Annotated in this window: 10 protein-coding genes; all 10 read right to left on the bottom strand. The window is 69.0% G+C overall.

Annotation, left to right across the window (positions count from 1 at the left end; all coding sequences use genetic code 11):
- Positions 1-139: 139 nt before the first annotated feature.
- The 10 genes from ACVTJA_RS05455 to ACVTJA_RS05410 all read right to left on the bottom strand — a co-directional run bounded on the left by ACVTJA_RS05455 (position 140) and on the right by ACVTJA_RS05410 (position 12,381).
- Positions 140-1,129, bottom strand: coding sequence for an aldo/keto reductase (locus tag ACVTJA_RS05455; protein WP_465840315.1), 990 nt, complete (start codon positions 1,127-1,129; stop codon positions 140-142).
- Positions 1,130-1,208: 79 nt separating this feature from the next.
- Entirely contained in the window at positions 1,209-2,381 is a 1,173-nt protein-coding gene (locus ACVTJA_RS05450) for an alkaline phosphatase PhoX (RefSeq protein ID WP_465834383.1), read from the bottom strand.
- Between the two features lie 97 nt (positions 2,382-2,478).
- Positions 2,479-2,751, bottom strand: a complete 273-nt coding sequence (locus ACVTJA_RS05445) for a DUF5985 family protein (protein ID WP_465834381.1) — start codon at positions 2,749-2,751, stop codon at positions 2,479-2,481.
- Positions 2,752-2,761: 10 nt separating this feature from the next.
- On the bottom strand, positions 2,762-3,022 hold the full coding sequence (locus ACVTJA_RS05440; protein ID WP_465834379.1) for a DUF5985 family protein: 261 nt from the start codon (positions 3,020-3,022) through the stop codon (positions 2,762-2,764).
- Positions 3,015-3,422: a hypothetical protein gene (locus ACVTJA_RS05435; protein ID WP_465834377.1), complete on the bottom strand. Its 408-nt coding sequence runs from the start codon at positions 3,420-3,422 to the stop codon at positions 3,015-3,017. Before ACVTJA_RS05435 ends, ACVTJA_RS05440 begins: the two co-directional genes overlap by 8 nt.
- A 30-nt stretch (positions 3,423-3,452) precedes the next feature.
- A complete protein-coding gene (locus ACVTJA_RS05430; protein WP_465834375.1) occupies positions 3,453-4,595 on the bottom strand; it encodes a response regulator in 1,143 nt (380 codons plus the stop codon).
- Positions 4,592-5,149, bottom strand: coding sequence for a chemotaxis protein CheB (locus ACVTJA_RS05425; protein WP_465834373.1), 558 nt, complete (start codon positions 5,147-5,149; stop codon positions 4,592-4,594). Before ACVTJA_RS05425 ends, ACVTJA_RS05430 begins: the two co-directional genes overlap by 4 nt.
- Positions 5,146-5,979 (bottom strand): CheR family methyltransferase, encoded by an 834-nt coding sequence (locus ACVTJA_RS05420; protein WP_465834371.1) that lies wholly within the window; start codon positions 5,977-5,979, stop codon positions 5,146-5,148. The genes ACVTJA_RS05425 and ACVTJA_RS05420 overlap by 4 nt, the downstream gene beginning before the upstream one ends.
- A complete protein-coding gene (locus ACVTJA_RS05415; protein ID WP_465834369.1) occupies positions 5,976-11,870 on the bottom strand; it encodes a HAMP domain-containing protein in 5,895 nt (1,964 codons plus the stop codon). The genes ACVTJA_RS05420 and ACVTJA_RS05415 overlap by 4 nt, the downstream gene beginning before the upstream one ends.
- A gap of 196 nt (positions 11,871-12,066) precedes the next feature.
- Entirely contained in the window at positions 12,067-12,381 is a 315-nt protein-coding gene (locus ACVTJA_RS05410; RefSeq protein ID WP_465834367.1) for a hypothetical protein, read from the bottom strand.
- Positions 12,382-12,401: the final 20 nt, after the last annotated feature.

The following is a 12,401-nucleotide window of genomic DNA, read 5'->3' as shown; positions in this document are numbered from 1 at the left end:
GGACGTGGGGCGGCGCGACATGGCGGGCCGAGATAATGACGCACCCGCGAAACAGCCAACCGGGCCCTCCCCCGGGTACGAGACGAGTGTCAGGTGGTGGACCCCGAGGCCCCATGCGGGCACACCGCGAGTGCGTGCGTCACCCCGCTCCGGTGACCGCGGCCGGCGGGTCCCACCAGATGGCGCCCTTGCCCTGGATGGCCTCGCGGGCGCGCTCGCGCACGTGGGCCATCTCCTCGGTGGACATCGGCTGGAAGGCGGCGGCCGCGCGCAGCGCCGCGTCCTGCTCGTTGGGGTGGCTCATGCCCATCAGCATGACGTCCGGGTCCAGCGTCATCGTGTAGCGCACGCACGCGTCCACCGGGAGGTGCGGCAGCGAGGGCTCGCCCCGGTCCTCGCGCCCGCCCGAGCCCACCTTGCCGCGAGGCCTCGCCTCCAGCGGCCGGCCGTAGCCCTCCGTGTCACCGAGCAGCTTGCCCGCGCCGAACGTCTTGAACGACACCACGCCCACGCCCAGCGAGCGCGCCAGCGGCAGCACGTCGTCCACGTAGCGCGAGTCCACGAAGGGCCCCAGCGGGAACATCACCACGTCGCACAGCCCGGAGCGCAGCGCCGCGCGCAGCACGTCCGGATGGTGGCTGGAGATGCCCCGGAAGCGCGCCTTGCCCTCGCGCACGCACTGGCCGAGCTGCTCCATGCCTCCGCCCGGCGCGGCGAGCTTCTCCCACGCCGCCAGCTCCGACACCGCGTGGAAGACGAACAGGTCCACCGTGTCGTGTCCCAGCCGCTTCAGGCTGCCCTCCACCTGCGGGGCCACCGGCGCGTCCAGCACGTCCACCTTGTCGATGAGGAAGACCCCGTAGCGCCGGCCCCGCAGCGCCTCGCCCACCGTCTCTTCGCTCAGGCCCTCTTCATAGTTGGGCGCGGTGTCGATGACGTTGAGCCCGGTGTCGAGCGCGCGGCGCAATGTGCGGACGAGCGTCTCGCGATGAGTTGAACGGTCGGCGATGTCGCCGATGCCCACGGCCGTGGCGTTGAAGCCGGTGCCGCCCAGGTGACGGCGCGGCGTGAAGCGGGGAAGTGGAGAGGCGTCCATATACCGCTCGTTGTTGCGGATGCCTCGCACCACCGTCAAGCGGGCACGAGGCTCCACCCGGGGACACCGTGCGCTGCTGGCCACGGCGTCCCCGTCCTACGTCAACGACTCCTCACCGGAACGGCCCGCTCACCTCGAACGTCATGCCGCCGCCGTTGGTGCCCGAGGTGCCGCGCTGCGAGCTGAAGTACAGCCGCCGCCCGTCCGGGCTGAATGCCGGCCCGGTGATTTCCGAGGCGGAGTGCCCCTCCAGCTTGATGAACGGCGCCACCACGCGGTTGGGGCCCGGGGTGATGATGCAGATTTCCAGGTTGCCGCCGTCCTCGGCGACGTAGAGGTCGCCCGAGCGCGACACCGTGACGTTGTCCACGCCGGTGAGCGGCGAGTTGGCGTAGAGGTTGTCGTCGTAGATGACCTCCAGCGCTCCGGTGGCCGGCGTGTGCGCCCACACGCGGTTGTCTCCCTTCGTCGTGAAGTAGATGACGCCGCTGTCGTACCAGCACCCCTCGCCGCCGTTGAACACCGTCGTCTTCGACGCCACCGACGACTGCGACGACGCCGGGCTGGACGCCGAGCAGTTCACCCACGTCAGCGTGGCCGTGCCCGCCAGCGGGTCTCCATTCACCTTCGCCGCCTGCAGCTGGCCCGCCGTCAGCGACGGGTATGCCGAGGGGACGAAACGGTAGAAGCGCCCGCTGGTGCTGTCCTCGGTGAGGTACAGCGCCTTGCCCACCGGGTCCACCGCCACCGCCTCGTGCGCGAAGGTGCCCAGCGTGCCGCGCGCCACGCCCTGCGAGGACTTCGTCGGGTCACACTCCCAGACGCGCCCGCCGCTGTACTCCTCGCACGACAGCCACGTGCCCCACGGCGTCGGCCCGCCCGCGCAGTTGCTCCGCGTGTTGGAGAGGATTCGGTACGCGCCCACCACCGCGCCGCCGCCGTCGAAGCGCACCGCGCTCACGCCGCCGCCGGACGACAGCTCGCTGTTGGACGTGTACACCCAGCCGCCCGTGGACAGCGCGAAGCACGCGCCACCGTCCGGAGCGCCGTGCCACGTGTAGCCCGTCCCCGCCACCACCTGCCCCGAGCGGGCGATGATGCGCGACGTGAAGCCCGCTGGCAGCCGCACGCCATTCGCGTCCGGCGAGCCGGACATGGCGCCATACGGGCTCGCCCCTGGCTGCGCCGGCGCGGCATAGGCCGCCTTCCAGAAGCCCGGCCCCAGAGCCAGCGCTCCACCCCCCAGCGCGGAAAGACGAAGGAAGTCACGACGGTGCAGATGCATCTATGCTCCTCCAGAAAAAGAAGGAGCAACCGTATTTCATGGATTCACTGTGACAATCGTGACGACCCCGTAAGGAGCCGCTGACGGCCGGGTCAATCTACCCGCCGGAGCCGCGGCGCACGGCGCGGTTCTTGTCCCAGATGGCGTAGAGGATGAGGAGGAACGCGAAGAGGCGGACGACGTAGATGTAGTAGCGCCGCTCGTCGTCCACGTCGAGCAGCCCGGCCGCCACCGCGTTGCCCGCGAGCAGGAAGAAGGTCAGCGAGAAGAAGGCGAAGAGCCTGTCTCGCGACTGCCGCCAGAAGCGGAGGAAGAACAGCGAGGACGCCAGCCACGCCATCGCCGTCATGCCATTGAGCAGGGGATTCATGCGTCCACCTTCACGAGGCATCCCAGATGAGGCCGTAGAGCAGGATGGCCGCGCTGGCCACGCCGGTGATGAGGCGGGGCACGTACAGGTCCACCGCCGTGGGCAGCAGCACCAGGTCCACGAAGAGCAGCACGTTGTTGAGAGCCAGCCCCGCGAAGCACAGGCCGCTCCACAACAGCAACCGCGACTGCGTGCGTTTGTACGCGCGCAGCAGCAGCACCGCGCAGGCCACGCTGGTCAGGGCACAGAGGATGTAGACGGCCTCAGCCATGGCCCCCTCCGTCCTTGTCCTTCTTGAACACGAAGGCGTCCGCGAAGCCCCGGACCTTGTCCAGGGGCCGGGAGAAGATGAAGGTGATGACGCTCACCCGCTTCGCTCCATACACCGCCGCCAATTCCGTCACCGCCTGTACGTCCTCCGAGCTCGAGGGACTGTAGCGGTACGTGGGCGGACTCTCCGCGTTGCCCACCAGCAGACCGTGCGCGGCCAGGTCCGCCAGCCGCGCCGTCGCCGAGAGTTCTGTGATTCGCAGCTCCAGGCTCACCGCTGACGCCGTCCACTCCCGGTCCGCTCGCGCGCGAAGCAGGAGGAGCACCTCCAGCTTCTCCAGGGAGTCGATATGCGTCGTGATGAAGCGCTGGACCCGCGGTGGAAGTCCGGCATCGCTCACACGCCCACCTTGCCCATGTTCTTTGGGGCGTCAACCATTTCCCTCATTCGGATGTTCAGCGGTGGGGATGGCGGACATGGACGCCTGCCCGGTGTCCGCCGCTGGGGGAGAGCCGCCCTCTGAAGCCTCCGGGGCCGGCAGGTTGCGCAGGCCCTCCACCAGCCGGGTCGCGTCGAGGGGGGTGTCCCGCGCCGCCAGCAGGGCCCGCCGCAATTCACGCTCGGTGGAGCGCAGCGCGGACACGTCCAGGAGCGCGAGCAGCACCGTCTCCGGGCGGCCGTGCATCTGCGGCAGCATCGCGCTGAAGGCGAGCGCCGCTCCGTGCTGGCCTCCCAGTTCCCATTCCACCTGGAGTCCCTGAAGGGCTTCACCCCGCGCGGCGCGCATCAGCGGCAGTGCGGCCTCGGGCAGGGGCTGTCCGTCCGCGCCCCGGAAGACGGCGTCGGGGTAGAGGTCCCTCGCCTCGCGGTACGCCAGACACCCTCCGGCCAGACTCTGTGCCGCCCGGTTGGCCAGCAGCGTGCGGCCGCTGTCGGGCTCCACCAGCGCCAACGGCGTGGGCAGTGAAGCCAGCACGGCCTCCAGCCAGCGGTACTGGCTGCGGCTCGTCTCCATCTCCCGCCGCAGCAGCTCCTCGCGCACGCGGGCGCGCTCGGACTCCGCGCGACGATTGGCCTCGGCCAGCTCGCGCTCGTGCTCGCGCTTCTGCGCCTCGCGCAGCGCCTCCGCCTGCCGCCGCACCATCTCCGTCTTGCGGTACAGCTCCACGAAGACGCTCACCTTCGAGCGGAGGATTTCCGGCTCGTAGGGCTTGAGGAGGTAGTCCACCGCGCCCACCGCGTAGGCGCGCAGCTCCGGCAATTGCCCCTGCGACAGCGCGGTGAGGAAGACGATGGGCGTGTCACGGCTGCGCTCGCGCTCGCGGATGAGCTGCGCCGTCTCGAAGCCGTCCATCTCCGGCATGACGACGTCCAGGAGGACGACGGCGAAGTCGCGGGTGAGCAGGTGGCGCAGCGCCTCGCGGCCGCTGCGCGCGGTGACCAGCCGCTGCCCCAGCGGCGCCAGCGTGGCCTCCAGCGCCAGCAGCCCTTCCGCCTGGTCATCCACGAGGAGAACCGAGGCGGGCTCCACCATCACCGCCGGCAGCCGCTCGCGCGAGGGCGTGGAGCTCACGGCAGCCCCCGCGCGCGAGGCACGTACGCCAGCCGCGCCAGCCAGGGGCCTATGGAGGCCATCGACAGCCGCTCCATCGGGCCGTCCTGTCCGCCGCCGCCCTCCCAGTCCTCGCCCACCACCGCCACGCGGCCGCCTCGCGCCTGGAGCAGCGCCAGTCCCGCCGCGCCGTCCTCGTGCCCGGTGAAGAGCAGCCCCGCGGCGCGCGGGCCGTAGCTGTCCGCGGCGGATTCGAAGAGAGCGTCCAGGCAGGGCCGCTGCCCGTGCTCGGGAGGCTCCACGGACAGGGCCACGCTGCCCCTGTCCACCAGCAGGTGGTAGCCCGAGGGAGCCAGGTACACGCGGCCGGGCGTCAAATCATCCTTGTCGTCCGGCTCCACCACCGGCAGCGCGCAGCGGCGCCCCAGCGGCGCGGCCAGCGCGTCATGCGGCCCACGGTGCAGCGCCAGCACCACCGGCGCGGCCAGCTCGCGGGGCAGCATCGTCAGCAGCGCCTCCACGTCCGCCGCCGCGGCGCGAGGCGCACCCACCACCAGGATGCCGATGGAGCTCACGCCAACCTCCGGAAGATGCGGCCCGAGCCCTCCAGCTCCTCGTACGCCGCGGCGTGCGGCGTGCGCGCCAGCGACTCCTTGCGCCCCAGGCACAGGAAGCCGAAGCGCGCGAGGCTCTCGAAGAGGCGCCCGTGCACGCGGTTGTGCAACGTGCGGTTGAACGTCAGCAGCGTGTCGCGGCAGACGATGACGTGGAACTCGTTGAACGAGCCGTCCGTCGCGAGGTTGTGCTGGGTGAAGAAGATGCCGTCGCGCAGCCTGGGCTGGAGGAGCGCCCAGTTGCCGTCGCGCGTGTAGTAGTCCGAAAGGGCGCCCTTCCCTCCCGCCTCCACGTAGCGGCGCGCGTCGTCCTCCGTGGGCAGCGGCAGCACGCCGGTGCGCGCGTCCGCCAGCAGCCCCTCGCTGAAGTCGGACGCGTACAGCCGACACCGGCCCCACAGCCCTTCCTCTTGAAGGAGGATGGCCAGGGCATAGGTGTCCTCGCCCGTGCCGCAGCCCGCGTGCCACACGCGCACGGAGGGCCACGTGCGCAGCACCGGCACCACCCGCGCGCGGAAGTCGCGGAAGAAGGCCGGGTCCGAAAACAGCGACGTCGGCGTGCAGGACAGCGTGCGCAACAGGCCTTCCAGCGCCTCGCCGTCGTGCAGCACGCGGGCCTGGAGCTCGGAGAAGGTGCCCAGCCGCTCCTCGCGCAGGTGCCGCCGCAGCCGCCGGAGCAACAGCGGCCGGGCATGGCTGCGCAGGTCGAAGCCCCACTGCCGGGCCACGCCCTCGAGGAGCAGGTCCACCTCGATGGACTCCAGCTCCGCGCCTGGAATCCCAGCGCTCAACTGGAGACCTCCGTGCGCGGCCCCTTGGGCAGGGCGCCGCGCGGCGCGTGCAGCCACACGCGCAGCAGACTGAGCAGCTTTTCAATATCCACCGGCTTGGTGATGTAGTCGGACGCGCCGGCCTCCAGACACTTCTCGCGGTCACCCTTCATCGCCTTGGCGGTGAGGGCCAGAATCGGCAGGTGGCTGACGCGCTCCATGCGGCGGATGGCGCGCATGGCCTGGTAGCCGTCCATCTCCGGCATCATCACGTCCATCAGCACCAGCTCGATGTCGATGTCCTTCTCCAGCAGCGTGAGCCCTTCGCGCGCGCTCTCCGCGAAGGCCACCCGCATGCCGTAGCGCTCCAGCACGGTGTTGAGGGCGAAGATGTTGCGCACGTCGTCGTCCACCACCAGCACCTTGCGGCCGACGAGGAGCGGGTCTCGCTCGCGCGCCTTCTCCAGCATGCGGCGCTTGGGCTCGGTGAGCTGCGCGGGCGCGCGGTGCAGGAAGAGGCTCGTCTCCTCCAGCAGTCGCTCGGGGCTCTGCGCGTCCTTGACGACAATCGCCTCCGCCACGCGCCGCAGCTCCGTCTCCTGGGTGCGCGTCAGCTCGCGGCCCGTGTAGACGATGATGGGCGGCCCGCCCGCACCGTGCAGCTCGCGGATGCGGCGGATGAGCTCCGTGCCCGTCATGTCCGGCAGGCCCAGGTCCAACACCATGCAGTCGAACCGCCGCTCGGCCAGGGCGCCCAGCGCGTCCGCGCCGGTGCCCACCGCCACCGTGCGCACGTCCTCGCTGCCCAACAACTCCACCAGGGACTGACGGTGCACGTCGTCGTCCTCGACGAGGAGCAGCGAGCGGCCCTTGCGCTCCACGAAGCTCTTCAGCGACTCCAGCGCCTGCTGGGCAAGCTCCGGGTCCGCCGCCGCCTGGAGGTGGCCGATGGCGCCCAGGTTGAGCGCGCGCTCGCGGTGGTCGCCGTCCGACACCGTGTACACCGGCAGGGCGCGCGTGGCGGCGTCGTGCTTGAGCCTGTCGAGCACCACCCAGCCCGCCATCTCCGGCAGGTCCAGGTCCACGGCCACCGCCACCGGGCGCGCGTTGCGCACGGCGTCCAGCGCTCCCTCCACCTCGGTGGAGACGAGCACCTTGAAGCCCGAGCCCTGCGCCGCGGCCCGCAGCCGCGCCGCGTGGTCCGCCACCTGCGTCACCGCCAGCAGCACCCGGTCCCCCGGGTGGATGTCGCCGCGGTCGTCCTCGATGTCGATGCGGACCGACGGGAAGGGCTCCGGCTCCGTGGGAAGCCGCGCGGGCAGCGGCGGCGGCAGCGACTCGCGGGCCTTCGCCTCCGGCGAGGGCCGCTGCTCCGCCACGAAGTCCAGCGGCAGGTACAGGGTGAACATGCTGCCCTTGCCCACCTCGCTCTCCAGCCGGATTTCGCCGCCCAGCAGGCGCGCGATTTCGCGGCTGATGGAGAGACCCAGGCCGGTGCCCCCGTACTTGCGCGCGGTGGAGCCGTCCGCCTGCTGGAAGGCCTCGAAGATGATTTGGTGCTTGTCCTTGGGGATGCCGATGCCGGTGTCCACCACGGAGAAGGACACCACCGACGGGGCCTTGGACAGCACCGGGTGGTCCGCCGACCAGCCCGCCTTCCCCATGCCGATACGCAGCGACACCGAGCCGGACTCGGTGAACTTGAAGGCGTTGGACAGCAGGTTCTTGAGCACCTGCTGGAGGCGCTTGGCGTCCGTCTCCAGCTCGCCGGGCAGCGCGTCCGCCAGGCCGATGGTGAACTCCAGCCCCTTCTTGTCCGCCACCTGCCGGAAGGTGCGGTCCACGAACTCGCGCAGGTCGCTGAAGCGCAGCGGCCCCACGTCCACGGCCATGGTGCCGGACTCAATCTTGGACAGGTCGAGGATGTCGTTGATGAGCTCCAGCAGGTCCGCGCCGGACGCGTGAATCGTCTTGGCGAACTCCACCTGCCGCGTGGTGAGGTTGCCGTCGACGTTGTCGCTGAGCGTCTGGCTGAGGATGAGCAGCGAGTTGAGCGGCGTGCGCAGCTCGTGGCTCATGTTGGCGAGGAACTCGGACTTGTACTTGGACGTGAGGCTGAGCTGCTCGGCCTTCTCCTCGAGCGCGCGCTTGGCCTGCTCCACTTCGCCATTCTTGCGCTCCACCTCCGTCTTCTGCTCGGAGAGCAGCTTCGCCTTCTCCTGCAGCTCCTCGTTGGTGCGGCGCAATTCCTCCTGCTGCCGCTTGAGCAATTCCTCGGACTGCTGGAGCGACGTGGCCTGCTGCTCCAGGCGCTTGTTCGTCTCCGTGAGCTCCTCCTGCTGCTTGCGGAGCTCGTCGGTGAGGGCCTGCGACTGCTTCAGCAGGGCCTCCGTGCGCATGTTGGCGGCAATCGTGTTGAGCACGATTCCGATGGACTCGGTGAGCTGCTCCAGGAAGCCGAGGTGCACCTCGCTGAAGCGGTGGAACGAGGCCAGCTCGATGACGGCCTTGATTTCACCCTCGAAGAGCACCGGCAGCACGACGATGTTGCGCGGCACCTCCTCGCCCAGGCCGGAGGAGATGCGGATGTACGAGTCCGGCACGTCCGACAGGAGGATGGGCTCCTTCTCCAGGGCGCACTGGCCCACGAGCCCTTCGCCGTACTTGAAGGTGTTGGAGAGCCCCTTGCGCTCGCGGTACGCGTACGAGGCGAGCAGCTTGAGGACGGCCTCGCCGCCCTCGGCGCGCTCGGAGATGTAGAAGACGCCGTGCTGCGCGTCCACCAGCGGCGCCAGCTCGGACAGGATGACCTTGGACACCGTGAGCAAATCACGCTGTCCCTGGAGGACGCGGGTGAACTTGGCCAGGTTCGTCTTGAGCCAGTCCTGCTCCGTGTTCTTCCGCGTGGTGTCCTTCAGGTTGCGGATCATCTCGTTGATGTTGTCCTTGAGGGCGGCCACTTCGCCCTGCGCGGACACGGTGATGAACCGCGTGAGGTCACCCTTCGTCACCGCCGTGGCGACTTCGGCGATGGCGCGCACCTGGGTGGTGAGGTTGGCGGCGAGCTGGTTCACGTTGTCCGTGAGGTCGCGCCAGATGCCGGCGGTGCCGGGCACGCGGGCCTGGCCGCCCAGCTTTCCTTCGATACCCACCTCGCGGGCCACCGTGGTCACCTGGTCGGCGAACACCGCGAGCGTGTCAATCATGCCGTTGATGGTGTCCGCCAGCTCGGCGATTTCGCCCTTCGCGTCCACCACCAGCTTGCGCTTCAAGTCTCCGTTGGCCACCGCCGTCACCACCTTGGCGATGCCGCGCACCTGGGTGGTGAGGTTGGAGGCCATGCTGTTCACGTTGTCCGTGAGGTCCTTCCACGTACCCGCGACGCCCTTCACCTCGGCCTGACCGCCCAGCTTTCCTTCCGTACCCACCTCGCGGGCAACGCGAGTCACCTCCGAGGCGAAGGACGAGAGCTGGTCCACCATCGTGTTGATGGTGTTCTTCAGCTCCAGGATTTCGCCCTGCACGTCGACCGTGATTTTCTTCGACAGGTCACCGCGAGCCACCGCCGTGGTGACTTCCGCGATGTTGCGCACCTGCGACGTCAGGTTGGACGCCATCGAGTTCACGTTGTCGGTGAGGTCCTTCCACGTACCGGCAACGCCCTTCACGACGGCCTGACCACCCAGCTTTCCTTCGGTGCCCACCTCGCGGGCCACGCGCGTCACTTCCGACGCGAAGCTGTTGAGCTGGTCCACCATCGTGTTGATGGTGTTCTTCAGCTCCAGGATTTCGCCGCGTACGTCCACGGTGATTTTCTTCGACAGGTCACCGTTCGCGACGGCCGTGGTCACCTCGGCGATGTTGCGCACCTGGGCCGTCAGGTTGGACGCCATGCTGTTCACGTTGTCGGTGAGGTCCTTCCACGTGCCACCGACACCGCGCACCACGGCCTGGCCGCCCAGCTTTCCTTCCGTACCCACCTCGCGCGCCACACGCGTCACTTCCGAGGCGAACGAGTTGAGCTGGTCCACCATCGTGTTGATGGTGTTCTTCAGCTCCAGAATCTCGCCGCGCACGTCGACCGTAATCTTCTTCGACAGGTCGCCACGGGCCACCGCCATCGTCACCTCGGCGATGTTGCGCACCTGCGAGGTGAGGTTGGACGCCATGCTGTTCACGTTGTCGGTGAGGTCCTTCCACACGCCGGCAACGCCCTTCACGTCGGCCTGCCCCCCGAGCTTTCCGTCGGTGCCCACTTCCTTCGCGACGCGAGTCACTTCCGAGGCGAACGCGCGGAGCTGGTCCACCATCGTATTGATGGTGTTCTTCAGCTCCAGCACCTCGCCCTTCACGTCCACGGTGATCTTCTTGGAGAGGTCACCGTTGGCCACCGCCGTCGTCACCTCGGCGATGTTGCGCACCTGCGACGTCAGGTTGGACGCCATGCTGTTCACGTTGTCGGTGAGGTCCTTCCACGTTCCACCGACACCGCGCACCACGGCCTGGCCGCCCAGCTTTCCTTCGGTGCCCACCTCGCGCGCCACACGAGTCACTTCCGAAGCGAAGCTGTTGAGCTGGTCCACCATCGTGTTGATGGTGTTCTTCAGCTCGAGAATCTCACCGCGCACGTCCACGGTGATCTTCTTGGACAGGTCACCGTTCGCGACGGCCGTCGTCACCTCGGCGATGTTGCGCACCTGCGAGGTGAGGTTGGAGGCCATGCTGTTCACGTTGTCGGTGAGGTCCTTCCACGTACCGGCAACGCCCTTCACCATGGCCTGACCGCCGAGCTTCCCCTCCGTACCCACCTCGCGGGCCACGCGCGTCACCTCCGACGCGAAGCTGTTGAGCTGGTCCACCATCGTGTTGATGGTGTTCTTCAGCTCCAGCACCTCGCCCTTCGCATCCACGGTGATCTTCTTGGAGAGGTCACCGTTGGCCACCGCCGTCGTCACCTCGGCGATGTTGCGCACCTGCGCGGTGAGGTTGGAGGCCATGGAGTTCACGTTGTCCGTGAGGTCCTTCCACGTACCGCCCACGCCCTTCACGACGGCCTGGCCGCCCAGCTTTCCTTCCGTACCCACTTCACGCGCCACGCGCGTCACTTCCGAGGCGAACGACGAGAGCTGGTCCACCATCGTGTTGATGGTGTTCTTCAGCTCCAGAATCTCGCCGCGCACGTCGACCGTGATTTTCTTCGACAGGTCACCGCGGGCCACGGCCGTAGTGACTTCGGCGATGCTGCGCACCTGCGCGGTGAGGTTGGAGGCCATGGAGTTCACGTTGTCCGTGAGGTCCTTCCACGTGCCGGCCACGCCCTTCACCTTGGCCTGACCCCCGAGCTTTCCGTCGGTGCCCACCTCGCGGGCCACGCGCGTCACTTCCGAGGCGAACGCGCCGAGCTGCTCCACCATGCCGTTCACCAGGCGGGCGGTGCGGAGGAACTCGCCCTTCAGCGGACGGCCGTCCACCTCCAGCGCCATCGTCTGGGACAGGTCGCCCTTGGCCACCGCGCCGATGACGCGGCCCATTTCGGTGGTGGGCTGCACCAGGTCCGCGACGAGCGTGTTGACGGACTCCACGCAGTCCGCCCAGGAGCCCACCGCGCCCACCACGTTGCCGCGGTGGGTGATGCGGCCCTCCTTGCCGACCACGGTGCCAATGCGCTCGAACTCGCGCGCCATGCGCTCGTTGAGCTCGATGATTTCGTTCAGCGTGTCGGCCACCTTGCCGGCACTGCCCACCTTGTCCATGGGCATGCGCTGGGAGAAGTCGCCCTTGCGCACGGCGGTGAGCACGCGCAGCAACTGGCGTGAGTCCAGCGTGTTGGCGTCGTCTTCTTCGCGTGTCCGTGATGGGGGTGGAGGGGCCACCGCACGAGTGCGGCGGGAGGGAACCTTCTTGGTGGTCATGTGAGCCCCTGGTCGGTCCGGGAACGGCGGAGCCTTCGGCTGCCGTGGGACGGGAATCTCCTGGCGTGGCGAGTTCTCTCGCACTGACGCGGACTTGAGCCAGCCCCCCGGACAGTGCCGCCTGGTCACCAGCCGACAGTGCGGAGCCTCAATGTCCGGCAGCGGACATCGGCGCGATTCAGCGGAGGGAGGGTCTTCAGGACCCCTTCGCGCGCAGCCGCTCAATGAGGCGGGGCAGCTCCTGAAGAAGCTCCTCGTCGGAGCGCTCCACGGTGGCCTTGATGTACGCGGGCGTGACGGGCTCGACGGGGGCGTGCATCGGCGGAGGCGTCCCCTTCAGCATCTGCCCGAGCGTGCGCAGGCGCTGGCTGCGATCCACGAGCCGTCGCGCCAGCGACTCCAGGGCCTCCACCGCCTCCGCGTCCAGTGTCCGTGAGGCCAGCACCTCGCGCAGGAGCGTGAGCTGGCGGTTCAGGGCGCTGTCGTAGACGGAGCGGGAAAGGGTCTCCATGTTGCCTCCAGGCGCCACCG

This window comes from Pyxidicoccus sp. M6 (assembly GCF_055568925.1).
Note: the sequence above shows the minus strand (reverse complement) of the source record. Positions and strands in the feature narration are given on the sequence as shown.